Below are 25,286 nucleotides of genomic sequence, written 5' to 3'. Positions count from 1 at the left end.
GCCACGGTGGCGGCGAACGGCGCCGCGATCAACCCGGAAGCTGCGGGTTGGAAGTCCCGGGCGCGGAAAGGCGCCCGGGTGGATGCTCAGCCCAGGGCCTCGTCGCAGCGGGCGCAGACGCCTTCGTGCGTGTGCGTGCCGACATCGGGCAGGATCTTCCAGCAGCGCTGGCATTTCTCGCCGTCCGCCTTTTCGAACACGACGCCCACGCCATCGACTTCCGGCAGGCGGAAGGCGTCGGACGGGCTGGGATCGCCGGTCAGCGTCAGGGCCGAGGTGATGCAGAGATCGTCCATCGGCATCGCCGCCAGTATGGCGCGGACCGCGTCGTCCTCGACATGGACGACAGGCGCTGCTTCAAGGCTGGCACCGATGGTCTTTTCACGCCGCTGCACTTCCAACGCGGCCGTCACCACGCGGCGCACGCGGCGCATCGCGGCGATGCGGCGCGCCAGTTCGGCGTTCTTCCAGTCCGCAGGCGTTTCCGGGATGTCGATCAGGTGAACCGACGTGCCCTCGCCCGGGTACCGCTCCAGCCAGACCTCCTCCATCGTGAAGACGAGGATCGGCGCCAGCCAGGTGGTCAGGCGGTGGAACAGCAGGTCCAGCACCGTCCGCGCGGCACGGCGTTCAACCGTGTCGCCGTCGCAGTAGAGCGCGTCCTTGCGGACGTCGAAGTAGAACGCCGACAGGTCGCCCGTCGCGAAGGTGAAGACGGCCTGGAACACACCCTGGAAGTCGAACGCGGCATAGCCCTTGCGCACCACCTCGTCCAGTTCGGCCATGCGGTGGAGCACCCAGGCGTCGAGCTCCGGCATCTCGGAGACGTCGATCCGGTCGGCCTCGGAGAAATCGGCGAGCGAGCCCAGCATGTACCGCATCGTGTTCCGCAAACGGCGATAGCTGTCGGCCACGCCCTTCAGGATCTCGGGCCCGATCCGCTGGTCGGCGGTATAGTCCGTCTGCGCCACCCACAGCCGCAGGATATCGGCGCCGTATTGCTTGACGACCTCCTCGGGCACGATGGTATTGCCGAGCGATTTGGACATCTTCACGCCCTTCTCGTCCAGCGTGAAGCCATGGGTCACCACGTTGCGATAGGGCGCGCGGCCCAGCGTGCCGCAGGCTTCCAGAAGCGAGGAATGGAACCAGCCGCGGTGCTGGTCGGTGCCTTCCATGTAGACATCGGCGATGCCGTCTTCGGTGCCGTCTTCCCGGTCGCGCAGGACGAACGCATGGGTCGAACCGGAATCGAACCAGACGTCGAGGATGTCGTCGACCTTGTCCCAGTCGGCCGGGTCGTAATCATTGCCCAGGAACCGTTCCTTGGCGCCGTCCTTGTACCAGGCATCGGCACCCTCGGCCTCGAACGCCTCGACGATGCGCGCATTCACCTTGGGATCGCGCAGCAGGAAGCCCGGATCGGTCGGCAGCGCCCCCGCCTTCTTGAAGCAGGTCAGCGGCACGCCCCATGCGCGCTGCCGCGACAGCACCCAGTCGGGCCGGGTTTCCATCATGGAATGCAGGCGGTTGCGGCCCGAGGGTGGGGTGAACTTCACCAACTCCTCGATGGAGGTCAGGGCGCGCTGGCGGATCGTCTCGCCATACTGGTCCTGCCCGTCGCCGACCTTGCGGTCGATGGCGGCGAACCATTGCGGCGTGTTGCGATAGATGACCGGCGCTTTCGAGCGCCACGAATGCGGGTAGGAGTGCTTGATCTTGCCCCGCGCCAGCAGGCCGCCGACCTCCACCAGCTTGTCGATGACGGCCTTGTTGGCATCGCCCTCGCCGCCCTTGCGGTTCAGGATGTACTTGCCGCCGAAGAACGGCAGATCGGCGCGGAAGCCGCCGTCGTCCATCACGTTGTAGGTGATGACCTGCTCCAGCATGCCAAGGCCACGGTAGAGCTCGTATTCCTCCATCCCGTGGGACGGCGCGCAGTGAACGAAACCGGTGCCTTCCTCGTCGGTGACGAAATCGGCCGCCCGGAAATCGCGCGGGGCGTCCCATTCGCCGTTCGCACCGTCGGCCCCGGCCAGCGGGTGGGAGAGCGAAAGGCACGACAGTTCTTCTGCCGTCACGTCGCGGACGCGGGTCCACTGCCCTTCTTCAAGGCGCGCCTGGGCAAAGACCTGCCCGGCCAGCTTGTCCGCCAGGACAAAGCGTTCACCGACCGAAGCCCAGCATTCGTCCGGCGTCGCCGTGACTTCGTACAGGCCATAGGCATAGTCCGCGCCATAGACGACCGCTTTGTTCGACGGGATGGTCCAGGGGGTGGTTGTCCAGATGACGACATAGGCGCCCAGCAGATCTTCGGTATTGTAGGACTGCTTTTTCGCGATCCGGTCTGTTTGTTCCTCGAAAGGCTTCGGGTTTATACGAGTGGTTTGGTTCTCATGGTCTTCAATTGCCATGGATCGCAGGACTTTCCCCTGCTCACTTTCAATTACCGCATCACGATGTGTTTGAGCGTCGGCGACTTCCTCCACGCGGAACTTCACCCAAACCGTAAAACTTTCCTTGTCGTGGTATTCGACCTCGGCCTCGGCCAGCGCGGTCTTTTCGACCGGGGACCACATGACCGGTTTCGACCCCTGGTAGAGCGTGCCGTTCATCAGGAATTTCATGAATTCCTCGGCGATCACACGCTCGGCATGGAAGTTCATGGTCAGGTAGGGATCGGCCCAGTTGCCGGTGATGCCAAGGCGCTTGAATTCCTCGCGCTGGATATCCACCCAGCCTTCGGCGAACTTGCGGCATTCCTGACGGAAGTCGACGACAGGTACCTCGTCCTTGTTCTTGCCCTTCTTGCGGTACTGCTCCTCGATCTTCCATTCGATGGGCAGGCCGTGGCAGTCCCAGCCCGGCACGTAACGCGCGTCATAGCCCATCATCTGGTGCGACCGGACGATCATGTCCTTGATCGTCTTGTTCAGCGCGTGGCCGATATGAAGGTGACCGTTGGCATAGGGCGGGCCGTCATGCAGCGTGAAGGGTGTGCGGCCCGTCTTCTCGCGCAGGCGGTCGTAGACGCCGATCTCGGCCCAGCGCTCCAGCCAGCCCGGCTCGCGCTTGGGCAGGCCCGCGCGCATCGGGAAGTCGGTTTTCGGCAGGTTCAGCGTGTCTTTGTAATCGACGGTCTTCGTGTCGGTCGGCATGTCGGCGCACATCTCAGGGCGTCCTTCGGTATTGTCTGAATGTTGGGTCGGCAGCAGGCCCGGAACGTGGCGCCCGGGCACGGGAAATCCGGCGTCTCTGACTGGGTCAGAGCGCCGGGCGCGTAATTCGGATCAATATGCGCAATAGCCGGGGCATGGGCGGCTTATAGGCCCGTGTTGGGTGAGCGTAAAGAGACGCCTGCCCTTACATCTGGAACAGCAACCCCACGGCATAGGCCAGGGCGGCGGCGGTTCCGCCGATGGCCAGCGTCTCGCCCCCCGACCGCCACCATGGCGTCAGCGCCCAGCGGCTTTTCAGGGCGCCTATGGCAAAGAAGACGCAGAGCGTCAGGATGGCCGAGACGCGGAAGGCTTCCTCTCCCAGCAGGACGAAAGGCAGAAGCGGCACCAGCCCGGCGCACAGGAACGCGGCAAAGGTGGCCATCGCGGCACGGACGGGGTGCGGATCGACCTCGCCCAGCCCGTACTCGCCTTCGACCATCAGCGCGATCCATGTCTCGCGGTCAGCCGTCACGGCATCCGTCGCGGCCTCCAGCACCCGGCCGGTCAGGCCCTTGCGGCGCAGGATCTCGCGCGCTTCGAGGCGTTCGCCATCGGGGTAGCGGTCGATATGGCGGTGTTCGATCTCGCGGATGCGGGCTAGGTTGTCGGCCTGCGCCTTGGTGGCGGAGTAATTGCCGACCGCCATGGAAAATCCATCGGCCAGCACGTTGGCGAAGCCAAGGGCCAGGACAATGAACGGGGACAGGCCGGCGCCCGCGACGCCGGCCACGATCGCGAAGGTCGTCACCGACCCGTCGATCGCCCCGTAGACGACATCACCCAGCACACCCCTCCCGGGCGGCGCGGCTATGCGCGCCGCCACCTCTCCTGGCGTATGTCCGTGCTCTGGCGAGTCGTGTGGCTGAAGCATCCCGCAACAGGCATTAACCATGTTGCCCGGCGGCCGCCTTGCGTCAGATCAAGGACATCCACGTTTTGCGCTAAAATGAAACGACGCGCCCGGATCGCCCCTTGGCCGGCAAGGAGGATCGCGCACGCGATCCGACGGGGCGGGGGGGGTGGGCCGGCCAAGGAGCGATGCGGGCCTCAGCCCTCCCGATCCCCGCGGGAAAAGAGCCCGGTCAGCGCCGCCTTCACGATCCTGCCGGACGACGGCCGCGCGCCTTCGGAGAACGGCACCGGCCGGCACACGTCGATCGCCGCCAGTCCCACGCGCGCCGTCAGCGCCCCGTTGACGACACCTTCGCCGAAGCGCCGCGACAGTTTCGACAGGAGCGACCCCCCAAGAATGGGTTCGATCATGTCATCCGCCGCCGCCACGGCCCCCGTGGCCACCATGTGCCCCAGCACCGCCCGCGTCAGCCGCCAGCTGCCCACAAGACCGGAGCGTCCGCCGTAGATCTCACCGATCCGCCGGATCATCCGCAACGCATTGGTCAGCGCCGCCACAACATCCGCCAGCGCCAGCGGCACCAGCGCCGTCACCATCGCCACCTGCCGGGCCGAGGCCTCGACCTCCAGCACCGCGGCGCGATCCAGCGACTCCAGCACCTCAAGTTCCACCAGCCGCATCACGTCCACGGGCTCGAACATATCCCCAAGCCGCGCGGCAACCGTCTCGCGGCCGGCCGCAAGCTCCGGCCGGTGCGCATAAAACGCGACCACCCGGCCGGCCGCCGCGCGCGTCGCCTCCAGATCGCCCGCCATCAGAGCTGCCTCTGCCTCCGACCGGATCCCGTCGAGCCGCGCCAGCCGGCCGATGGCCGCCACCTCGCGGATCGCCAGCAGCAGCGCCACCACGACGAAAGCCACCAGGAGTGCGGTGATGATCCAGCCCAGCACCGGCACACGCGCCACCAGATCCGCCGCAAACTGCCATGCCGCGACCGACAGAAGCGCGGTCACCACCGCCCCGGCCAGCGCCCAGAACCACCGCGACAGGCGGGACGTGCGCTTTTGCCGTCCCGCCAGCCGGGCGGCGGCGACCATCGCGCCGCGCTCGGCCATGGCACCGGTATCGTCCACCGGGGGCGCGTCGCCTACATCGGGCACCGCGCCGTCGCGGTCCTCGTCCAGATCAAAGATCACCGGTCCGCGGCTCATGCCCAGTTCCCCCCGTTCCATTCATACAGGACATCCGGCAGCCCTTCGGCATTGCCCGTCCCGTCGCCAAAGCCTGCCGCCGCGAACCCGTGGCGTTCGTAGAACCGCCGGGCCTGCGCGTTGTCCTGAAAGCACTGCAGCCACAGCCGCTCGCAACGCCCCATCGCGTCCTGCAACAGCGCGCGGCCATGCCCCTGCCCGCGGGCGTCCTCGGCGACGTAAAGCGCGCAGATCTCGGCCCCGTCGCGGGCCAGGAACGCAGTAACCTTGCGGTCGACCGTGGCGACCGTGACCCAGCCCTTGTCGACAAGCTGCCCGCAGAACCCCACCGCCTCGGCCCCGGAATGCTGTTTCGGCATCCATGGCGTGCCGGTCTCGAACCCGTGCAGGATCGCACCCATCGCGCCGGCATCCAGCGGCCTGCCCTGTCGAATCATGCCCGTCACAGCCGGTCCCCGATAAGGAATTCCGCCGCGCGGTCCAGCCGGATATGCGGCGGCCCGTCACCGGGCTTCAGCGTCAGCGGCGCGGGCGCGAAGTTCATGTGGCCGAAATCGTCCTGCAGCCATTCCGTCTCCCCCGCCCGTGCAGACGCAAGAATGCGGGTCGGATCGTCGGGCAATTCACCGGGATAGAACGCCGCCTGCTTGCCGGTCTCAGCCAGGATCCCGCGGACACATGGAAGCTGACCGCCGTTATGGGCGCGCATTTCCTCCGTCGTGGCGCGGAGGGCTGCGATGGACATGGCCGCCGTCTGCGCGCCCGCGAACTGCGCCCGGTCGCGGGCCTCGCGGATCAGCGCCTCCATGATCCCGGTCAGGCGGGCGTGCTGGGTGTGATGCAGGTGGTCGGCCTTCGTGGCCGCGAACAGGATCTTTTCCACCCGCTTGCCCATCATCAGCTGCGTCAGGAAGGAATTCCGCCCGGGCCGGAACGCGCCCAGGATCTCGGCCATGGCCAGCCGCATGTCTTCCACCGCGCGCGGCCCCGAATGGATCGCGCCCAGCGCATCCACCAGCACGATCTGCCGGTCGATCCTGGAAAAGTGATCGCGGAAGAAGGGCCGCACGACACGGGCCTTGTAGGCCTCGAACCGCCGCTCCATCTCGCGCAAAAGCGCGCTTCGCCTGGCCGATCCGTCACTGGGCAAGGGCGCGAAGGTCAGGACGGGAGAGCCGGCCATTTCCCCGGGCAGCAGGAACCGCCCCGGCGTGCAATCGTAGAACCCCGCATCGCGCGCAGCGATCAGGTAGGCGGTGAACCGGTCGGCCAGCGTTCTGGCCACCGTTTCGTCGAATTTCTCCGTCACGTCGGTTTCGCGGACAAGCGACAGGTACTCGGCCCCCTCGGCCCGCCCTTCCAGCCGGTCCAGCACATCGGCCGACCAGTCGGCATAGCTCCGGTCCATCAGCCCCAGATCCAGAAGCCATTCGCCCGGGTAATCGACGATATCCAGGTGCACGACCCGCGGTCCCTGGATCGACCGGAAGAACCCGCCGGGCTGGACGCGCAGCGACAGGCGCAGTTCGCTGACCGCGCGGGTGCTTTCGGGCCAGTGCGGCACATGCGCCGTCAAAGCATCCCGATGCGGTTCGAATTCGAAGCGCGGGATCGTGTCGTCGGGCTGGGGCTGCAGGTAGGCGGCGAGGATCCGCCCGTCGCGCTGCGCCGACAGGCCCGCCATCCGGCCCCGGTCCAGCAGGTTGGCGACCAGCGAGGTGATGAACACCGTCTTGCCCGCGCGGGCCAGCCCGGTGACCCCCAGCCGGATCGTCGGTTCGTAGAACGCGCCCGACACCGCGTCGCCGACCCCTTCGACGCCGCGCATCAGCCCGTCGGCGATTGTTGTAATGACCACGACCGGTTACTGCCCTTGTTGCCTTGCACCCTACATAAGGCCCACCCGCCCTGCTCGCCAGTGCGAAGCGGCTGCGACTTGCCCGCGCCCCCGGCCCGGTCTAGGAGGCGGACCATGCCCCGCTATGCCCTTCGCGTCGAATATGATGGCCGCCCCTTCGCGGGCTGGCAACGCCAGGCCGACCAGCCGTCGGTCCAGGGCGCGATCGAGGCCGCGCTGGCCAGGCTGGAACCGCGCGACCACACCATCGCCGCCGCCGGCCGCACCGACGCGGGTGTGCACGCGCTGGCGCAGGTCGCGCACTGCGACATGAACAAGGACTGGGATCCGTTCCGCCTGTCCGAGGCGCTGAACTACCACCTGAAGCCCGCGCCCGTTGCGATCACCGCCGCCGCATTGGCCGACAACGACTGGCACGCCCGCTTCTCGGCCGTTGAGCGCCGCTACCTCTTTCGCATCCTCATCCGCCGCGCGCCTGCGACGCTGGCCGCCGGCCAGGTCTGGCGGATCGGCCACGATCTGGACGCCGGCGCAATGCACGAGGCGGCCCAGCATCTTGTCGGGCTCCACGATTTCACGACCTTCCGCGCCTCGATCTGCCAGGCGAAAAGCCCGGTCAAGACGATGGACGCGGTCGACGTGACCCGGGCCCAGGGCCTCTTCGGCCCGGAGATCCACATCCGCTGCCGGGCCCGGTCGTTCCTGCACAACCAGGTGCGCAGCTTCGTGGGCACGCTGGAGCGTGTCGGTGCGGGGGCATGGGCGCCGGAGGATGTGGCAAAGGCCCTCGCCGCCTGCGACCGCGCGGCCTGCGGGCCGGTCTCCCCGCCGCACGGTTTGTACCTTGCCGGCGTAGGCTACCCGGACGATCCGTTCGGCGGCTGAAAAACCGGGCTGTTTCAGGCCGTATCCCTGGCTCGGACGGCACATTGATCACACTTTTGCTCATAAAACCTATCCCTCCGTGCAGGCATCCCTACCAATGCGCCACTATAAGCGCGCAGGTTTCAGACTATCTTGGTGTCGGGGTCTGAAAGGTCCGAGTCAGCGTCTCTGCGGAAGTTCGTGAGCGCGGGACATCCGGTCCGCAATTGCCGTCATCGCAGGGTGAAACCCGGGCGGGGCGTCTGAGTTTGCGGACCGGTGTCTCCGCTGCGCGCGTCAGCTCCTGTCCGGCAACGGCGGCAGCGTGCGCAGATAGGCCACGATGGCGTCGAGATCGTCGCTCGTCATCTACGACAGGTAACCGAAGGGCATTGGTGGCAGCATCCGGCTTCCGTCAGGCCGTAGGCCGTTGACGATCATCGCCTTCAGCTCGCCTTCCGAATAGCCCGCCAGCCGCAGAAAAATCTCTGCCGACGACCTTCAGAGCCGCCTCATACTCCGGCCAACCCGCGTTGATCCGGTCATCCGTGCCAGCGTAGTGCAAAATCAGCGGCGCTTCTATGGCCGCGACATCTTCGGTCGAGGGCTGGCGGCCATGGAACGTAATCCGAGTCCAAACACGACAGTCCCGTCCTTCTTCTCTTCCTCAAATACTCCCGCCGGAGGCGGTCGGCCGCACGGGCGTTCACAGGCATCAAAACAATCGACGCCGGCCCGCGCGCGTGGCGGTGGGGGCATGCCGAAGGCATGACCCCGGGTGGGCGGGCGGGCCGACACGCGCGCGGGACGGCCCCCGAGGCGTTACTCGGCCGCTTCGGCGTAGGCTTCCATCGGCGGGCAGGTGCAGGTCAGGTTGCGGTCGCCCCACACGTTGTCGACCCGGTTGACCGGCGGCCAGTACTTGTCGACGCGGAACGAGCCCGGCGGGAAGCACGCCTGTTCGCGGCTGTAGGGACGATCCCACTCGCGGATCAAATCCTCCATCGTGTGGGGGGCGTTCTTCAGCGGGTTGTTGTCCCTGTCGATCCGGCCCTCTTCGATGTCCCGTATCTCCGACCGGATCGCCAGCATCGCGTCGCAGAACCGGTCGAGCTCGGCCTTGGTTTCGCTTTCCGTCGGCTCCACCATCAGCGTGCCGGCCACGGGCCAGCTCATCGTGGGCGCGTGGAAGCCGCAATCGGCCAGCCGCTTGGCGATGTCGTCCACCGTCACGCCCGCGCTGTCGAGGAAGGGGCGCGTATCCAGGATGCATTCATGCGCCACCCGGCCCGTGCCGCCCTTGAACAGCACCTCGTAGGCACCCTCCAGCCGCTTGGCGATGTAGTTGGCGTTCAGGATCGCGACGCGGGTGGCCTGTGTCAGTCCCTCGCCGCCCATCATCAGGCAATAGGCCCACGAGATCGGCAGCAGCGACGGCGAGCCATAGGGCGCCGCCGCCACCGGCCCTTCGGCGCCCCCGGTGGACGGGTGGCCCGGCAGGTGGGGGATCAGGTGCTCCTTCACGCCGATCGGGCCCATGCCGGGGCCGCCGCCTCCGTGGGGGATGCAGAAGGTCTTGTGCAGGTTCAGGTGGCTCACGTCGCCGCCCAGATCGCCCGGGCGCGCCAGCCCCACCATCGCGTTCATGTTGGCCCCGTCGATGTAGACCTGCCCGCCGTGCTGGTGGGTGATCTCGCAGACCTCGCGCACCGTTTCCTCGAACACGCCGTGGGTCGAGGGATAGGTGATCATGCAACCGGCAAGGTTCTCGGCGTACTTCTCCGCCTTGGCGCGGAAATCATCCAGGTCGATGTCCCCGTTCGCCGCCGATTTCACCGCGATCACGGTCCACCCCACCATCTGGGCACTGGCCGGGTTGGTGCCGTGTGCGCTCATCGGGATGAGGCAGACCTTCCGGTTCTCCTGCCCTTGCGCAATGTGCCAGGCACGGATCGTCAGAAGGCCCGCATATTCGCCTTGCGCGCCCGAATTGGGCTGCATCGAGAATGCGTCGTAGCCGGTGATCGCGCAGAGCTTCTGCGACAGGTCGCCGATCATCTCGGCATAGCCCTGCGCCTGATCGGCCGGCGCGAAGGGATGCAGCGCGCCGAATTCGGGCCACGAGATCGGCATCATCTCGGCCGCGGCGTTAAGCTTCATCGTGCAGGACCCCAGCGGGATCATCGCGCGGTCGAGCGCCAGGTCGCGGTCGGCCAGGCGCCGCATGTAGCGCATCATCTCGGTCTCCGCCCGGTTCATGTGGAACACGGGATGGGTCATGTAATCGCTGGTGCGGTCCATCCCTTCGGGGATCCGGTCCGGCTCGCCACGTCCATCGTCCGACAGCGGCTCCAGCCCTTCTGAATCGATCCCGAAGGCCCGCCAGACGGCGCGGACGGTATCGGCGCGGGTCAGTTCGTCCAGCGTGATGCCAACCTTCGTGCGGCCCACGCGGCGAAGGTTCAGGCCTTCGTGCACGGCCGCCTGAAGCACACCGCGTTGCAGCAGACCGCAATCCACGGTGATCGTGTCGAAGAAATGATCCGGGCAGACGGAAAAGCCCGCGTCCTGCAGACCGCGCGCCATGCGGGCGGTCAGGCGATGGATGCGATGCGCGATGGCCTTCAGGCCAACGGGTCCATGGAAGACACCGTAGAAGGACGCCATCACCGCCAGCAGGGCCTGCGCCGTGCACACGTTCGACGTGGCCTTCTCGCGCCGGATATGCTGTTCGCGGGTCTGCAGCGACAGCCGGTAGGCACGGTTGCCCTGCGCATCGACGCTGACACCGACCAGACGGCCCGGCATCGCCCGCACATAGGCCTGCTTCGTCGCCATGTAGGCCGCGTGCGGGCCGCCATAGCCGATCGGCACACCGAACCTCTGGGTCGAGCCCACGGCGATATCCGCGCCCATCGCGCCCGGTTCCTTCAGCATCGTCAGCGACAGCGGGTCGGCGGCAACAACGGCGATGGCCTTGGCTTCGTGCAATTTCGCGATCACATCGGTGAAATCGCGCACGTCGCCATAGGTGCCCGGATACTGGAAGATCGCGCCGAAGACCTTGTCGGCCTCCAGATCCTCCGGTGCGCCGACGATGATCTCGATCCCCAGGGGTGCTGCGCGGGTCTGCATCACGCCGATGTTCTGGGTGTGGCAGTTTTCATCGACGAAGAACGCCTTGGCCTTCGACTTGGCCACCCGTTCCGCCATCGTCATCGCTTCGGCACAGGCCGAGGCCTCGTCCAGAAGCGAGGAATTGGCAACCTCGAGCCCCGTCAGATCGCCAACCATTGTCTGGAAGTTCAACAGAGCTTCCAGCCGGCCCTGGCTGATCTCGGCCTGATAGGGCGTGTAGGCGGTGTACCATGCGGGGTTTTCAAGGATGTTGCGCTGGATCGCGGGCGGGGTGACGGTGCCGTGGAACCCCTGCCCCAGGAGCGAGGTCAGAACCTTGTTCTTGTTCGCTACCGCACGCATCTTCGCCAGCAGGTCGCGCTCCGACAACGGCGGCTCGAACGCCAGCGCCGCCTCCTGCCGGATCGAGCCGGGCACGGTGTCGTCGATCAGCGCCTCAAGCGACGGCGCGGCGACGGTCTTCAGCATCTCGTCCATCTCGGCCGGAGACGGGCCGATATGGCGGCGGTTGGCGAAATCGTAGGGATCGTAATCGTTGGAGCTGTCGGCCATGGGCGTTCTCCTTGTTGCCGCGGCGTTGGCCGCGCTCTGCGCGGGGCCGGTGCCGGATAATATGTGGGCGGCGCGCGGACATCGCGCACCCGTCCCGGCCCCTTCAGGGGCGGTATCGCCGGTGCCTGCGGGCCTCAGGCCCGGGCAGGTGCACCAGCACGTTCACCAGCGTCCCCGCGGGATCCCGCAGGACGGCGCGGCGGACGCCCCATGGTTCGTCCACGGGGCCGTATTCGGGCGCGTGACCAAGGGACCGGGCCCGGTCCAGCACGCCGTCCAGATCGTCCACCTCGACCGAAAGCGGAGGCACCGGGGTGCCGGACCCGCCTTCGGACATGGTGGAAAGCTGGATCGGGCCCGGGCCTTCACCCGCCAGTGTCACGATCCAGCCCATGTCCATGGCCACCTGAAGGCCAAGGACCTGTCTGTAGAAGTCCGCCACCTGCGCCGGGTCGGGATGGGCAATGTTCGCCGTGATGCGCAGGACGGCCATGCCTTACTCGATGAACTTCGCGTAGGCGGCTTCGTCCATGTAATCGTCCATCGGGCTCATGTCCGAGACCTTGATCTTGAAGAACCATGCATCGCCCTGCGGGTCCTCGTTGACCATCGACGGATTGTCGGTCAGCGCCTCGTTCACTTCGACGATCTCGCCGTCCAGCGGCGCAAGGATATCCGACGCCGCCTTGACGCTTTCGATGACGACCGCTTCGTCATCCTTCGTCACCTCGGTGCCCACTTCGGGCAGTTCGACGAATACCACGTCGCCAAGCTGCTCGGCCGCGAAGCTGGTGATGCCGACCGTGACAACGTCGTCCTCGGCCAGAAGCCATTCATGTTCTTCGGTAAATTTCATGCCTGAACCGTCCCTGATGGTTTAGCGTTTGAAGTTGGGCGACACGAAGGGCAGCGCCGTGACCGTCACCGGCTGACGCTTGCCCCTGAGTTCGCCATACAGATTGGTGCCCGGAACGGCCTTGTCCAGCGGCACGTAGCCCATTGCCACCGGCCCGCCGACCGTGGGCCCGAACCCGCCCGAGGTGATCGCGCCCAGGGGCTCGCCGCCCTCGGGGTCGGCAAACAGCTCCACCCCTTCGCGCATCGGCGCGCGGCCTTCGGGTTTCAGCCCGACGCGCTTGATCTTGGCGCCGTCCGCGATATCGCGCAGGACGTTCTCAGCCCCCGGGAACCCGCCCTCGCGCGCGCCACCGGGGCGACGGGCCTTCTGGATCGCCCAGATCAGCCCCGCCTCGACGGGCGAGGTGCCAAGGTCGATATCGTGGCCGTAAAGGCAAAGCCCGGCCTCAAGCCGCAGCGAATCGCGCGCGCCCAGGCCGATGGGCTCGACACCCTCGACCGCCAGCAGCTTGCGCGCGACGGCTTCGGCCTTGTCCGCGGGCACCGACATTTCGAACCCGTCTTCGCCCGTGTAGCCCGAGCGCGAGATCCAGACCGGCACCATGTCCGCGTCCACCGACAGGTCGGCCGCGATCACGTCCATGAAGGACATGTCCCTGACCGCAGGGCACAGCGGCGCCAGAGCAGCTTCGGCTTTCGGCCCCTGCAGCGCGATCAAAGCGCGGTCGGTCAGTTCGGTCAGTTCAATTCCGTCGGGCAGATCGGACCGCATGTAGGCGATATCATCGTCCTTGCAGGCCGCGTTGACGACGACGAACAGGTCGTCACCCATCCGCGCGAACATCAGGTCGTCACGGATCCCGCCATCGTCCGAGGTCAGCAGGCCATAGCGCTGCCGCCCGTCCTTCAGGCCCAGCACGTCCATCGGCACGAGCCTTTCGAACGCCGCCGCCAGGGTCGCCCAGTCGGCGCCTTTCAGCAGCACCTGGCCCATATGGCTCACGTCGAACAGGCCCGCTGCTTCCCGCGTGGCCTTGTGTTCGGCCATGATGCCCGCGAACTGCACCGGCATGTCGTAACCGGCAAAGGGCACCATCCGGCCCCCCAGCTCCCTGTGCAGCGTTTTCAGGGGCGTGATCTTTTGTTCTGTCATCGGCTAATCCCTTCTTCGCAAGCCAGGCTTGCAGGCCGATGCCCCCTCTGTCCGTGATGCCTGAGGCCTTTCGCCCTTCGGCGGGCACGGGGTTCCCCATGCCTCTCTCCAGAGTGTTTCCAGCGCATCCGGTCCCGCAGCCTGAGAGTTTCCGGGGCGGTTGCTCCTTCGGCACCGGACACGGGGTTGCCCCGATCCGGTTCTCCCGGTTGCGCCTGTAATGCTGTCGTACCTTTCCTTTACAAACGAAACAAGCACCCGCGGCGAAACCCCGCGATCAGGGGGAGGTATGCCTGGAAAATGCTGAAAAATTCAGCCCGCTTCCATTCCGACAGCGCCGAAAGATACCGGCCCCATTCGAAACGCTTCCCCGTGCCAGGTTGGTCGACAACGTCCCCGACTACCGCGTTGCGTATGGTGTTCGAGCCCGCGAAAGCCATGATCGATGCATCTCGCAAGCCCGCCAAAGACACGTCATCAGTCGTCATCCGTGGGGATCGTTTCGGGCGCCACGCCGTTCCGCATCGGGAGATCGTGTTCGCGCGCCTCGGGCTGATCATTGGCTGTCCCTCCTGACGCGGCACAACATCGTGCCCGGATCGGAGAGCCGTCAAGCACATGGCTTGCGCCCTGTGAAACGAGTTTCAAATTTCCCCGAAGGGTCTTGCAGCCGCCTTTGCCCTAGGCGATGGCGGCAGGGCGGGTAACAGTCGGCGCGACAATGAACTGGAGAACAAGATGACCCACCGAACCTACGGCGGGCCCGAAGCGGGGCATCCGGGGCAGGACAAGCTGCTGACCGGACGGGCAGTCTTTACCGAGGCCTACGCGATAATCCCGCGCGGCACGATGCAGGACATCGTGACTAGCCTTCTACCCTTCTGGGACAATACCCGCGCATGGATCCTGGCCCGGCCACTGTCGGGATTTTCGGAAACCTTCTCGCACTACCTGATGGAGGTCGGCCCCGGCGGCGGAAGCACGCAGCCCGAGCCCGACCCGGGCGCCGAGGCGGTGCTGTTCGTGACCGAAGGCGCTGTGGACCTCGAATACGGCGATACGGCCCACCTGCTGAACGCGGGCGGCTATGCCTACCTGCCGCCCGGTGTCGAATGGCGGCTGAAGAACCCAGGCCACGAACCTGCGCGCTTTCACTGGATCCGCAAGATCTACGAGGCCGTGCCGGAGATCGACGTGCCCGAGCCATTCGTGAGTTCGGACGGCGAGATCGACCCGCAGCCCATGCCCGACACCGAGGGCCGCTGGTCCACGACCCGCTTCGTGAACCCGCTCGACATGCGCCACGACATGCATGTGAACATCGTCACGCTGAAGGCCGGCGCCTCGATCCCCTTTGCCGAAACGCACGTGATGGAACACGGGCTCTACGTGCTGGAGGGCAAGGGCGTCTACCGGCTGAACCAGGACTGGGTCGAGGTCGAGGCAGGCGATTACATGTGGCTCCGCGCGTTCTGCCCCCAGGCCTGCTATGCCGGGGGCCCGGGCGACTTCCGCTACCTGCTCTACAAGGACGTGAACCGGCACGCGATGCTGCGCAGGCCGTAGGTGCGGCGGCCGGGGTGCGGTGCGTGGGGACCACGCACCCTACCGGGCGTCGGAAGGCGATCACCGTCACGGGAACCTTTGGCGCCGGGAGGCGATCACATTCGCGGGAACCCTGGCGTAGGGTGCGTGGTTTCCACGCACCGCGATCCGGATCCCGGTCCCGGGTTTCCAAGTTCGAGAGAACATTGCCGACCGTCTGCCTCCGGCGGGAGTATTTGGAGAAAGAAGAAACAGGGGATGCCGCCCACTTCTTTGGTCTCCAAATACATCAGGGGAGTGGGGACAGCGTCCCCACTCCGCCGGTTGCAGGCGCCGTCGGTTATTCCTTCGGCAGGACCCGCAGCGACAGTTCCATCAGCTGTTCCGACGACGGCTCGGACGGGGCGCCCATCATCAGGTCTTCGGCGCGCTGGTTCATCGGGAACATGATGACCTCGCGGATATTGTCCTCGTCCGCCAGCAGCATCACGATCCGGTCTATGCCCGCCGCACAGCCGCCATGGGGCGGGGCGCCGTAGGTGAAGGCGTTGACCATGCCGCCGAAGCGACGGTCGACTTCCGCTTTCGGGTAGCCCGCGATCTCGAAGGCCTTGTACATGATGTCCGGCTTGTGGTTCCTGATCGCGCCCGAGATCAGCTCGTACCCGTTGCAGGCGAGGTCGTACTGGTTGCCCAGCACTTTGAGCGGATCGCCTTCCAGCGCCGCCATGCCGCCCTGGGGCATCGAGAACGGGTTGTGTTCGAAGTCGATCTTGCCGGTTTCCTCGTCCTTCTCGTAGATCGGGAAGTCGACGATCCAGGCGAAGGCAAAGCGGTTTTCGTCGGTCAGGCCCAGTTCCTTGCCGATCACGTCCCGCGCCTTGCCCGCGACCCGTTCGAAGCTCTCCGGCTTGCCGCCAAGGAAGAAAGCCGCGTCGCCAGCTTGCAAATGAAGCTGTTCACGAATCGCCTCGGCACGATCAGGACCAATGTTTTTTGCAACAGGGCCAGCTGCTTCAACCCAACGCCGGACAAAGCCATCAGCCGAGTTGATGCCGCGGTTCTTAACAAACCAAGTGTAAAGGCCATCAATGTGTTTGGGACTCAGTCGCTCCGAGGCAGGTATTTCCATTCCAAGTTCGATTAATGCCTGTTTCTCAGTCTCATCAATCCGCGCACTTTCGATCATGCGCCAGAAAATATACCCCATGCCCGGCAGGCCTTCGCCCTGCGCAAATGCGTTCATGCGGTCGCAGAACTTGCGGCTGCCGCCCCTGGGGGCCGGGATGGCGCGGATTTCGGTGCCGTCCTGTTCGAGGATCTTGGCGAAGATGGCAAAGCCCGAGCCCGCGAAATGCTCCGACACGACCTGCATTTCGATCGGGTTCCTGAGGTCCGGCTTGTCCGTGCCGTACTTCACCGCCGCCTCCTTATAGGGGATCTGCGGCCAGCTTTCGGGCGCGTCGACCTTGCGGCCGCCGCCGAACTCCTCGAACACGCCGGCCACGACGGGGGCGACCGTATCGAAAACGTCCTGCTGCTCGACAAAGCTCATTTCCAGGTCGAGCTGGTAGAAATCGGTGGGCGAGCGGTCGGCGCGCGGGTCTTCATCGCGGAAGCAGGGCGCGATCTGGAAGTACTTGTCGAAGCCCGACACCATGATCAGCTGCTTGAACTGCTGCGGCGCCTGGGGCAGCGCGTAGAACTTGCCCGGGTGCAGGCGCGACGGCACTAGGAAATCGCGCGCGCCTTCGGGGCTCGATGCCGTGATGATCGGCGTCTGGTATTCGCGGAAGCCCTTGTCCCACATCCGCTTGCGGATCGACGCCACGACATCCGACCGAAGCGTCATGTTCTTCTGCATCACCTCGCGCCGCAGGTCGAGGTAACGGTACCGCAGGCGGGTTTCTTCCGGGTATTCCTGATCGCCGAAGACGATCAGCGGCAGTTCCGGCGCGTCGCCCAGGATTTCCAGATCGCGGACATAGACCTCGATCTCGCCGGTGGGGAGCTTGGGGTTCACCAGTTCGGGCGCGCGGGCCTTCACGGTGCCGTCGATGCGGATGCACCATTCCGACCGCACCTTTTCCAGCTGGGAAAAGGCCGCGCTGTCATTGTCGCACAGCACCTGCGTCACGCCGTAATGGTCGCGCAGGTCGATGAACAGGACACCGCCGTGATCGCGCACGCGGTGCACCCAGCCCGACAGGCGCACGGTTGCGCCGACATCGGCCGAGTTCAGATCGGCGCAGCTATGGGTTCGATAGGCGTGCATCACAGGCTCCTTGCGGGATGAGCGAATTAAGGGGGGAAACCCGCGCCGCATACACCGCGACCGCGACGGTAAGTCAAGGGACAGGGTGGTGCCAAATTGGGCGCGCGACGCGGTTTGCAGGTGCAAGGCACCAAAATGTTTAGCAAATCGAAAAGACGGTGTATGATTCGTTGCGGCGCCGTGGTGGGCGCATGACGAAAATATGGGGGACAGTATGTGGGAAACCCTGTTTCACCGGATGGCCAAACGGCTCCTCGTCACGGGAACGCTGAAGATCACGTACCCTGACGGCACGACCAAAACCTATGGCGATGGCACGGCTCCGCGGGCCGCGATGGCCGTCAGGGACAAAGCTGCGCTGAAGGCGATCTACGTCAATCCCGAGATGGGGTTCGGCGAAGGGTACATGGAGGGCACCGTCACCACCGACGACCTTCTGGGGCTGATGCAGCTGATCCAGCGCAACTACAAGACAGAGACCATGCCGGGTTTCGCGAAGTTCGTCTACAAGGCGCGCTACTACGTGCGCGACTTCGCGATGCGCAACAACGCGGACACGTCGAAGAACAATGTCGCGCATCATTACGACATCTCCGACGATCTCTACAGGCTCTTCCTGGACGAGGACATGCAGTACAGCTGCGCCTATTTCGCCTCGCCCGAGATGAGCCTGGAGGAGGCGCAGGCGGCCAAGAAGGCGCATATCGGCCGGAAGCTGTGCATAGAGCCGGGGATGCGGGTGCTGGACATCGGCTGCGGCTGGGGCGGCCTGTCGATGACGCTGGCACGGGACTTCGGCGCACAGGTGACGGGCGTGACCCTGTCCGAGAATCAGTTCGCCACCGCACAGCAGCGCGTGAAGGAGGCGGGCCTGACGGACCGGATCGAACTTCGGCTGCAGGATTACCGTACCATCACCGATCCGTTCGACCGGATCGTTTCGGTGGGCATGCTGGAACATGTGGGCTCGCCTCACTTTGCCGACTACTTCTCGAAGGTCGGCGAATTGCTCTCGCCCGACGGGCTCGCGCTGATCCATACCATCGGCCGGTCATCGCCACCGGTGCCGCAATCACCGTGGCTGAACAAGTACATCTTCCCCGGCGGTTACGTGCCGTCGCTGTCGGAACTGGCGGTGCCCATTGAAAACGCGTGGATGTACCTGAACGACATCGAGATCCTGCGCCTGCATTATGCGATGACGCTGCGCCACTGGCTGGCCCGGTTCGAAGACAATCTTGATACCGTGCGGGCCATGCATGACGACCGCTTCATCCGGATGTGGCGGTTCTACCTGATCGCCTGCATCATGACGTTCGAGGAACAGGAGCTGGGCGTCTTCCAGATCCAGCTGAGCCACAAGAACAACGTGGTCCCGATCACGCGGGATTACCTGTATGATTCGCCCCGTGCGCATCAGCAAGCCGCCGAATAGGCCCCCGCCACGGGCACACCAAGCCATTGGAAGGCGCGCCGTTTCGTGACGCGGCGCGCCCCTGCGACAGGCCCCCTTGCACCTGCGCCGCCCATCCCTATAACGCAGGACAATTTGGGCGCCCCCATTCCGGGGCGCCGTGCCGGACTTCTAGGGGACACCAATGCCGAAGCGCACCGACATCCGCTCGATCATGATCATCGGGGCGGGACCGATCGTCATCGGCCAGGCTTGTGAATTCGATTACTCGGGCGCGCAGGCCTGCAAGGCGCTGAAGGAGGAAGGGTACCGGGTGATCCTGGTAAACTCCAACCCAGCCACGATCATGACGGACCCGTCCTTGGCCGATGCCACCTATATCGAACCGATCACGCCTGACGTGGTGGCGAAGATCATCGAAAAGGAACGCCCCGATGCGCTGCTTCCCACGATGGGCGGGCAGACCGGGCTGAACACCTCCCTCGCGCTCGAAGAAATGGGCGTGCTGGACAAGTTCAACGTCGAGATGATCGGCGCCAAGCGCGAGGCCATCGAAATGGCCGAAGACCGCAAGCTGTTCCGCGAGGCGATGGACCGGATCGGGCTGGAAAACCCCAAGGCGACCATCGTCGCCGCCCCCAAGGTCAACGGCAAGTACGATGTCGAAGCGGGCGTGCGCTACGCGCTGGAAGAGATCGAACATATCGGCCTGCCCGCCATCATCCGCCCCGCCTACACGCTGGGCGGCACCGGCGGCGGCGTGGCTTATAATCGCGAGGATTACGAACGGATCTGCCGGTCCGGTCTCGATGCCTCCCCCGTGGCGCAGATCCTTGTCGATGAAAGCCTGCTGGGCTGGAAGGAATTCGAGATGGAGGTCGTCCGCGACAAGGCGGACAACGCGATCATCGTCTGCTCCATCGAAAACGTCGATCCTATGGGCGTGCACACGGGCGATTCCATCACCGTGGCCCCCGCCCTGACGCTGACCGACAAGGAATACCAGCGGATGCGGACCGGCTCGATCGCGGTGCTGCGCGAGATCGGCGTCGAAACCGGCGGGTCGAACGTGCAGTGGGCGATCAACCCCGAAGACGGCCGCATGGTCGTGATCGAAATGAACCCCCGTGTCTCCCGGTCCTCGGCACTGGCGTCGAAGGCCACCGGCTTCCCCATCGCCAAGATCGCGGCGAAACTGGCCGTGGGCTACACGCTGGACGAGCTCGACAACGACATCACCCGCGTGACGCCCGCCAGCTTCGAGCCAACCATCGACTATGTCGTCACCAAGATCCCGCGCTTCGCGTTCGAGAAGTTTCCGGGCGCCGAGCCACACCTGACCACCGCGATGAAATCCGTGGGCGAGGCGATGGCCATCGGCCGGACCTTCCACGAATCGCTGCAGAAGGCGCTGGCATCGATGGAAACCGGCCTGACCGGTTTGAACGAGATCGACATCCCCGGCGCGCCGGACAAGGCCGCCGTCACCCGCGAGCTGACGAAACAGACCCCGGACCGGCTGCGCACCATCGCGCAGGCCATGCGCCACGGCCTGTCGAACGATGAAATCTTCGCGGTCACCAAGTTCGACCCGTGGTTCCTGGCCCGTCTGCGCGAAATCGTGGATGTCGAAGACCAGGTCCGCCGCGAAGGCCTGCCCATGACCGAAGGCCCCCTGCGGGCGCTGAAGATGATGGGCTTCACCGATGCACGGCTGGGCGAGCTGACAGGCCGCGACGAAGACAATGTCCGCCGCGCGCGCCTGAACCTCGACGTGACGGCCGTGTTCAAACGGATCGACACCTGCGCCGCGGAATTCGAAGCGCAGACCCCCTACATGTATTCCACCTACGAATCCCCCGTTATGGGCGAGGTCGAATGCGAAGCCCGCCCCACGACCCGCGAAAAGGTCGTGATCCTGGGCGGCGGTCCGAACCGGATCGGCCAGGGGATCGAGTTCGACTACTGCTGCTGCCACGCCTGCTATGCGCTGACAGATGCCGGGTTCGAGACGATCATGATCAACTGCAATCCCGAGACGGTCTCGACCGACTATGACACCTCCGACCGGCTCTATTTCGAACCGCTGACCTTCGAACACGTGATGGAGATCCTGACGAAGGAGCAATCGAACGGCACGCTGAAGGGCGTGATCGTCCAGTTCGGTGGCCAGACGCCCCTGAAACTGGCCGATGCGCTGCAGGAGGCCGGGATCCCGATCCTCGGCACCTCGCCCGATGCCATCGACCTTGCCGAAGACCGCGAACGCTTCCAGCACCTCGTGCAGGAACTGGGCCTGAAACAGCCCCGGAACGCCATCGCCTGGTCGAACGACGAAGCGCGCACCCATGCCGAAACGCTGGGCTACCCGCTGGTCATCCGCCCCTCCTACGTGCTGGGCGGCCGCGCGATGGAAATCGTCCGCGACACCGCGCATCTCGAACGCTACATCGCCGAGGCCGTCGTGGTCTCGGGCGACAGCCCCGTGCTGCTCGATAGCTATCTCGACGGGGCGGTGGAACTGGATGTCGATGCGCTCTGCGACGGCAAGGATGTCCATGTCGCCGGCATCATGCAGCATATCGAGGAGGCCGGCGTGCACTCGGGCGACAGCGCCTGTTCGCTCCCGCCCCACTCGCTCCCGCGCGAGATCATTGCCGAAGTCGAGGTCCAGACCCGCGCGCTGGCGCTGGCGCTGAACGTCGTGGGCCTGATGAACGTGCAATTCGCGGTCAAAGATGGCGAGATCTACCTGATCGAGGTCAACCCCCGCGCCTCGCGCACTGTGCCCTTCGTGGCTAAGGCCACCGACTCGGCCATCGCCTCCATCGCCGCCCGGCTGATGGCGGGCGAGCCGCTGTCGAACTTCCCGATGCGCGCGCCCTATGCCGATGTCAGCTACGACAGCAAGCTGCCCCTGGCCGATCCGCTCACGCTGGCCGATCCCAACATGCCGTGGTTCTCGGTCAAGGAGGCGGTGCTGCCCTTCGCCCGCTTCCCCGGCGTCGACACGATCCTCGGCCCCGAAATGCGCTCGACCGGCGAAGTGATGGGCTGGGACCGCAGCTTTGCCCGCGCCTTCCTGAAGGCCCAGATGGGCGCCGGGATGGTCCTGCCGTCCTCGGGCTGCGCCTTCATCTCGATCAAGGACGCCGACAAGTCGCCCCAGACACTGGAAGCCGCAAAGACGCTGGTCGCACAGGGCTTTTCCATCGTCGCCACCCGCGGCACGGCGGGCTGGCTGTCCGAACAGGGCGTGCCCTGCACGACGGTCAACAAGGTTTACGAAGGCCGGCCCAATATCGTCGACATGCTCAAGGATGGCGGCGTGCACCTCGTGATCAACACCACCGAAGGCGCCCAGGCGGTCGAGGATTCGCGCGAGATCCGCGCCGTGGCCCTGATGGACAAGATCCCCTACTACACGACCGCCGCCGCCGCCCAGGCCGCGGCCCTGGCGATCGAGGCACAGGCCGAAGGCGATCTCGGCGTGAAATCGCTGCAATAGCACCTGCAACAAGAGTTGTCCGCATCGCGGTTGACCCCGGGCGCCGGCTCTTCGATGCTGGCGCCCTTCACGACACTCAAAGGATCACCCCGATGCACCTCCTGCCGAAACTCGCAGCCCTCCTCTCCCTCGCCCTCCTCGCTGCCTGCGACGTGCCCTTCGTCCCGCTGATCTGATCCCGTCCCCGGGGCTTCTTCTCTTTCCAAATACTCACCTGTCCAACGCCCCGCGGCGGTTGTCCCGGCTTGGCGCTTCACGCATATCCCGCCCCATGGCCAAGCTCTATTTCAACTACTCGACGATGAACGCGGGCAAGTCGACGGTGCTGCTGCAGGCCGCGCACAACTACCGCGAAAACGGGATGGAGCCGTACCTACTGACCGCCGCCATCGACGGCCGCGCGGGCCCCGGCCGCATCGCCTCGCGCATCGGCATCGGGGCCGAGGCCGACACCTTCACGCCGCAGGACGATCTCTTCGCAAAGATCGAAACGCGGCTGGCCCAAAACCCCATCGCCTGCATCTTCGTGGACGAGGCCCAGTTCCTCACCAAGCCCCAGGTCTGGCAACTGGCCCGCGCCGTCGATGACCTGAACGTCCCGATCCTCTGCTACGGCCTGCGCGTCGATTTCCGGGGAGAGCTCTTTCCCGGCTCCGCCGCCCTCCTTGCCTGGGCCGATGAAATGCGCGAGGTCCGCACGATCTGCCATTGCGGCCGCAAGGCCACGATGGTCATCCGCCGCGGGCCTGACGGCGCGCCGCTGCAGGACGGCGACCAGGTCCAGATCGGCGGGAACGAAACCTATCTCTCGCTCTGCCGGCGCCACTGGCGCGAGGCCATGGGCAAGGACGACGGTTAACCCTCACAATCCGCCGGCCACGCCGCGCCCGGGGCGGCGGGGGTGGGTGGGTGGGGCGCTGCCCCGGGCGCGGAGAGCGGTCAGCTCATGCGCGTCCCCAGCGGCACAGCCTGATCCGGCCCGATGAGCACGATGCCGCCGTCGGCATCCGCCAGACCCAGCACCAGCACTTCACTGCGCACCGGCCCGATCTGGCGCGGCGGAAAGTTCACCACCGCCATCACCTGCTTTCCGACCAACTCCTCCGGCGTGTAGTGCGCTGTGACCTGCGCCGAAGATTTCTTCTCTCCGATCTCGTCGCCGAAATTCACCCACAGCTTGATCGCGGGCTTCCGCGCCTCGGGAAACGGCTCCGCGCGGACCACTTCACCCACGCGGATATCCACCTTCAGGAAGTCGTCGAACGTGATCTCGGGATCGGGCTCAGCCACGGGACAGTTCCTTCGACCGCGCCGCCGCCGCCGCAACGGCCTTCGCCATCAGCGGCGGCAGACCGTCCAGATCATTCATCAGTACGTCCAGCGCCGCCGCCGTCGTTCCCGCGGGGCTCGTCACGTTGACCCGCAGCTGCCCCGGATCCGCATCCTCCGGCAGCGCCAGCTGCCCGGCGCCTGCCATCGTGGCCTTGGCCAGCCGCATCGCCAGTTCGGGCGCCAGTCCCTGCGCCACACCTGCCGCGGCCATCGCCTCGATCATCAGGAACACGTAGGCAGGGCCCGATCCGGAAACCCCCGTCACCGCGTCCATCTGGGATTCGCTGTCCAGCCGCACCGTCTCGCCCACGGCCCGAAGCAGCCCCTCGGCCTGATCCAGTTGCGCGGGCGTCACCGTCTCGCTGCCGATCAGCGCGGTGATTCCCTGCCCGATCGCCGCCGGCGTGTTGGGCATCGCGCGCACGATGGGCGCACCTACACCCAGAACCTCCTGGAATCTCTCCAGCAAGGTGCCTGCCGCGACTGAAATGAACAGGGTCGACCCATCGTCCAGCCCCGTGATCGACGGCAGCGCCTCCCCCATCATCTGGGGTTTCACGGCAATCACCACGATGGCGGGCTTTTCGGGAAGGTCGGCATTGATATGCACCCCCTGCCCCTCAAGCCAGTCCGACGGGTTGGGGTCCTTCACCCAGACCGAATCTGCCGGCAGCCCGCCCTTCAGCCAGCCGTCCAGCATGGCCGATCCCATGCGCCCGCAGCCCAGAAGCACCAGTCCCCGTGCTGCAATATCGGAAAAATCCATGTCGCGTTCCCTTCCACCCGCAAGGCCGGAGGGGATGCGTTTCCGCCCCGGCCAAATTCGCCGGGGCCGTCGTTCGAGACGTCCCGGCCTGTCAGCCGGGACCAGACTTACGCGCGCCCGTAAGCCTCTGCAATCGCGACCTGCAGCGCGTCCTTTGGCGTCCGTTCGCCCCAGATCAGAAGCTGCAGCGCGGGGTAATACCGCTCGGCCCCGGCAACGGCCGCGTTGATCATCGTGTCGATCTGGTCGGGCCCGGCCATCTGGCCACCGGCCAGAACCAGCCCGTAGCGGTAGACCATCAGCCCCTGCTCCTGCCAGAACGAAAACGCGCCCACCCATGTCCGGTCGTTGATGTCGTTGATCAGCTCGAACAGCGCGGGCTTGCGCGCTTCCGGCGGGTCCAGTTCGAAGGTGCAGACCAGACGCAGCGTCTCGTCATAGTCCGACCATGCAAGCGTCAGCGAATAGGTTCGCCACTGCCCTTCCACCGCCATGGCGATCTGGTCATCGCCCATGCGGTCGAAATCCCAGTCGTGATACGACGCCAGCGTCTCGACCATGTCGATCGGATGGATGTCGATGTCGTGATCCTGCTCGAGTAGGGCCATTTTGCCACCTCACTGTAGGCTAGAGCGTCAGGGCGCCATACGCCCCTAATTCTAGGTGCCTGCTCAAATGGACGGGGGCGGGGCCCCGGCCCACACCATATATGGTGCTGGTAAGGCGGACCTGTGGCAA

General features: G+C 65.7%; 19 protein-coding genes and 1 riboswitch. Of the genes, 5 read left to right on the top strand and 14 right to left on the bottom strand.

Going from position 1 to position 25,286, the window contains the following annotated elements:
- Positions 1 to 86: 86 nt before the first annotated feature.
- The 5 genes from ileS to D4754_RS09695 all read right to left on the bottom strand — a co-directional run bounded on the left by ileS (position 87) and on the right by D4754_RS09695 (position 7,143).
- Positions 87 to 3,170 (bottom strand): isoleucine--tRNA ligase, encoded by a 3,084-nt coding sequence (ileS, locus tag D4754_RS09715; protein ID WP_121062949.1) that lies wholly within the window; start codon positions 3,168 to 3,170, stop codon positions 87 to 89.
- 193 nt (positions 3,171 to 3,363) lie between these two features.
- A complete protein-coding gene (locus tag D4754_RS09710; RefSeq protein WP_121062947.1) occupies positions 3,364 to 4,092 on the bottom strand; it encodes a VIT1/CCC1 transporter family protein in 729 nt (242 codons plus the stop codon).
- 176 nt (positions 4,093 to 4,268) lie between these two features.
- A complete protein-coding gene (locus D4754_RS09705; RefSeq protein ID WP_121063385.1) occupies positions 4,269 to 5,285 on the bottom strand; it encodes a YcjF family protein in 1,017 nt (338 codons plus the stop codon).
- Entirely contained in the window at positions 5,282 to 5,722 is a 441-nt protein-coding gene (locus D4754_RS09700) for a GNAT family N-acetyltransferase (protein ID WP_121062945.1), read from the bottom strand. Before D4754_RS09700 ends, D4754_RS09705 begins: the two co-directional genes overlap by 4 nt.
- 5 nt (positions 5,723 to 5,727) lie before the next feature.
- On the bottom strand, positions 5,728 to 7,143 hold the full coding sequence (locus tag D4754_RS09695; protein ID WP_121062943.1) for a YcjX family GTP-binding protein: 1,416 nt from the start codon (positions 7,141 to 7,143) through the stop codon (positions 5,728 to 5,730).
- Between the two features lie 114 nt (positions 7,144 to 7,257).
- Between D4754_RS09695 and truA the strand changes: the two genes are divergently transcribed.
- Positions 7,258 to 8,028 (top strand): tRNA pseudouridine(38-40) synthase TruA, encoded by a 771-nt coding sequence (truA, locus tag D4754_RS09690; RefSeq protein WP_121062941.1) that lies wholly within the window; start codon positions 7,258 to 7,260, stop codon positions 8,026 to 8,028.
- 801 nt (positions 8,029 to 8,829) lie between these two features.
- Here the strand turns inward: truA and gcvP are convergent.
- The 5 genes from gcvP to D4754_RS09660 form a co-directional block, all read right to left on the bottom strand.
- On the bottom strand, positions 8,830 to 11,697 hold the full coding sequence (gene gcvP, locus D4754_RS09680; RefSeq protein WP_121062939.1) for an aminomethyl-transferring glycine dehydrogenase: 2,868 nt from the start codon (positions 11,695 to 11,697) through the stop codon (positions 8,830 to 8,832).
- A gap of 103 nt (positions 11,698 to 11,800) precedes the next feature.
- The gene (locus D4754_RS09675) at positions 11,801 to 12,190 is read right to left on the bottom strand and encodes a VOC family protein (protein ID WP_121062937.1); all 390 of its coding nucleotides are present in this window, start codon (positions 12,188 to 12,190) and stop codon (positions 11,801 to 11,803) included.
- Positions 12,191 to 12,193: 3 nt separating this feature from the next.
- Entirely contained in the window at positions 12,194 to 12,553 is a 360-nt protein-coding gene (gene gcvH / locus D4754_RS09670) for a glycine cleavage system protein GcvH (RefSeq protein WP_121062936.1), read from the bottom strand.
- Between the two features lie 21 nt (positions 12,554 to 12,574).
- On the bottom strand, positions 12,575 to 13,708 hold the full coding sequence (gene gcvT / locus D4754_RS09665; RefSeq protein WP_121062934.1) for a glycine cleavage system aminomethyltransferase GcvT: 1,134 nt from the start codon (positions 13,706 to 13,708) through the stop codon (positions 12,575 to 12,577).
- A gap of 119 nt (positions 13,709 to 13,827) precedes the next feature.
- A riboswitch (glycine riboswitch) is annotated at positions 13,828 to 13,926 on the bottom strand.
- 21 nt (positions 13,927 to 13,947) lie between these two features.
- Positions 13,948 to 14,196, bottom strand: a complete 249-nt coding sequence (locus D4754_RS09660; protein ID WP_121062932.1) for a hypothetical protein — start codon at positions 14,194 to 14,196, stop codon at positions 13,948 to 13,950.
- Between the two features lie 250 nt (positions 14,197 to 14,446).
- On the opposite strand from D4754_RS09660, the gene D4754_RS09655 reads away from it, so the two are divergent.
- Positions 14,447 to 15,274: a bifunctional allantoicase/(S)-ureidoglycine aminohydrolase gene (locus D4754_RS09655; RefSeq protein ID WP_121062930.1), complete on the top strand. Its 828-nt coding sequence runs from the start codon at positions 14,447 to 14,449 to the stop codon at positions 15,272 to 15,274.
- A 319-nt stretch (positions 15,275 to 15,593) separates the two neighbouring features.
- On the opposite strand, the gene aspS is transcribed toward D4754_RS09655, so the two are convergent.
- Positions 15,594 to 17,528, bottom strand: a complete 1,935-nt coding sequence (aspS, locus tag D4754_RS09650; protein WP_121062928.1) for an aspartate--tRNA ligase — start codon at positions 17,526 to 17,528, stop codon at positions 15,594 to 15,596.
- Positions 17,529 to 17,730: 202 nt separating this feature from the next.
- Here aspS and D4754_RS09645 point away from each other — a divergent pair, with 202 nt between their 5' ends.
- The 3 genes from D4754_RS09645 (at position 17,731) to D4754_RS09635 (ending at position 23,309) form a co-directional block, all read left to right on the top strand.
- Positions 17,731 to 18,963, top strand: coding sequence for an SAM-dependent methyltransferase (locus tag D4754_RS09645; protein WP_240453825.1), 1,233 nt, complete (start codon positions 17,731 to 17,733; stop codon positions 18,961 to 18,963).
- A 163-nt stretch (positions 18,964 to 19,126) separates the two neighbouring features.
- Positions 19,127 to 22,450 carry a carbamoyl-phosphate synthase large subunit gene (gene carB, locus D4754_RS09640; RefSeq protein ID WP_121062924.1) on the top strand — a complete coding sequence of 1,108 codons (3,324 nt, stop codon included), beginning with the start codon at positions 19,127 to 19,129 and terminating at the stop codon, positions 22,448 to 22,450.
- Positions 22,451 to 22,721: 271 nt separating this feature from the next.
- Entirely contained in the window at positions 22,722 to 23,309 is a 588-nt protein-coding gene (locus D4754_RS09635; protein WP_121062922.1) for a thymidine kinase, read from the top strand.
- A gap of 80 nt (positions 23,310 to 23,389) precedes the next feature.
- Here the strand turns inward: D4754_RS09635 and D4754_RS09630 are convergent, their stop codons facing one another.
- From D4754_RS09630 to D4754_RS09620, 3 genes are all read right to left on the bottom strand, one after another.
- Positions 23,390 to 23,740 carry a tRNA-binding protein gene (locus D4754_RS09630; protein ID WP_121062920.1) on the bottom strand — a complete coding sequence of 117 codons (351 nt, stop codon included), beginning with the start codon at positions 23,738 to 23,740 and terminating at the stop codon, positions 23,390 to 23,392.
- Positions 23,733 to 24,548: a pyrroline-5-carboxylate reductase gene (proC, locus tag D4754_RS09625; protein ID WP_121062918.1), complete on the bottom strand. Its 816-nt coding sequence runs from the start codon at positions 24,546 to 24,548 to the stop codon at positions 23,733 to 23,735. The genes D4754_RS09630 and proC overlap by 8 nt, the downstream gene beginning before the upstream one ends.
- 107 nt (positions 24,549 to 24,655) lie before the next feature.
- The gene (locus D4754_RS09620) at positions 24,656 to 25,156 is read right to left on the bottom strand and encodes a type III secretion system chaperone family protein (RefSeq protein ID WP_121062916.1); all 501 of its coding nucleotides are present in this window, start codon (positions 25,154 to 25,156) and stop codon (positions 24,656 to 24,658) included.
- Between the last annotated feature and the right edge of the window lie 130 nt (positions 25,157 to 25,286).

Source organism: Chachezhania antarctica, from assembly GCF_003646465.1.
Lineage (GTDB): Bacteria > Pseudomonadota > Alphaproteobacteria > Rhodobacterales > Rhodobacteraceae > Chachezhania > Chachezhania antarctica.
The sequence above is the reverse complement of the archived record's forward strand: the minus strand, read 5'-3'. Positions and strand labels throughout refer to the sequence as shown.

Excerpts from the sequence above, each read along its gene's own strand:
- ileS (WP_121062949.1), bottom strand. The coding sequence starts at position 3,170 with ATGTGCGCCGACATGCCGACCGACACGAAGACCGTCGATTACAAAGAC.
- D4754_RS09710 (WP_121062947.1), bottom strand. The coding sequence starts at position 4,092 with ATGCTTCAGCCACACGACTCGCCAGAGCACGGACATACGCCAGGAGAG.
- D4754_RS09705 (WP_121063385.1), bottom strand. The coding sequence starts at position 5,285 with ATGAGCCGCGGACCGGTGATCTTTGATCTGGACGAGGACCGCGACGGC.
- D4754_RS09700 (WP_121062945.1), bottom strand. The coding sequence starts at position 5,722 with ATGATTCGACAGGGCAGGCCGCTGGATGCCGGCGCGATGGGTGCGATC.
- truA (WP_121062941.1), top strand. The coding sequence starts at position 7,258 with ATGCCCCGCTATGCCCTTCGCGTCGAATATGATGGCCGCCCCTTCGCG.
- gcvP (WP_121062939.1), bottom strand. The coding sequence starts at position 11,697 with ATGGCCGACAGCTCCAACGATTACGATCCCTACGATTTCGCCAACCGC.
- D4754_RS09675 (WP_121062937.1), bottom strand. The coding sequence starts at position 12,190 with ATGGCCGTCCTGCGCATCACGGCGAACATTGCCCATCCCGACCCGGCG.
- gcvH (WP_121062936.1), bottom strand. The coding sequence starts at position 12,553 with ATGAAATTTACCGAAGAACATGAATGGCTTCTGGCCGAGGACGACGTT.
- gcvT (WP_121062934.1), bottom strand. The coding sequence starts at position 13,708 with ATGACAGAACAAAAGATCACGCCCCTGAAAACGCTGCACAGGGAGCTG.
- D4754_RS09660 (WP_121062932.1), bottom strand. The coding sequence starts at position 14,196 with ATGACGACTGATGACGTGTCTTTGGCGGGCTTGCGAGATGCATCGATC.
- D4754_RS09655 (WP_121062930.1), top strand. The coding sequence starts at position 14,447 with ATGACCCACCGAACCTACGGCGGGCCCGAAGCGGGGCATCCGGGGCAG.
- aspS (WP_121062928.1), bottom strand. The coding sequence starts at position 17,528 with ATGCACGCCTATCGAACCCATAGCTGCGCCGATCTGAACTCGGCCGAT.
- D4754_RS09645 (WP_240453825.1), top strand. The coding sequence starts at position 17,731 with ATGGGGGACAGTATGTGGGAAACCCTGTTTCACCGGATGGCCAAACGG.
- carB (WP_121062924.1), top strand. The coding sequence starts at position 19,127 with ATGCCGAAGCGCACCGACATCCGCTCGATCATGATCATCGGGGCGGGA.
- D4754_RS09635 (WP_121062922.1), top strand. The coding sequence starts at position 22,722 with ATGGCCAAGCTCTATTTCAACTACTCGACGATGAACGCGGGCAAGTCG.
- proC (WP_121062918.1), bottom strand. The coding sequence starts at position 24,548 with ATGGATTTTTCCGATATTGCAGCACGGGGACTGGTGCTTCTGGGCTGC.
- D4754_RS09620 (WP_121062916.1), bottom strand. The coding sequence starts at position 25,156 with ATGGCCCTACTCGAGCAGGATCACGACATCGACATCCATCCGATCGAC.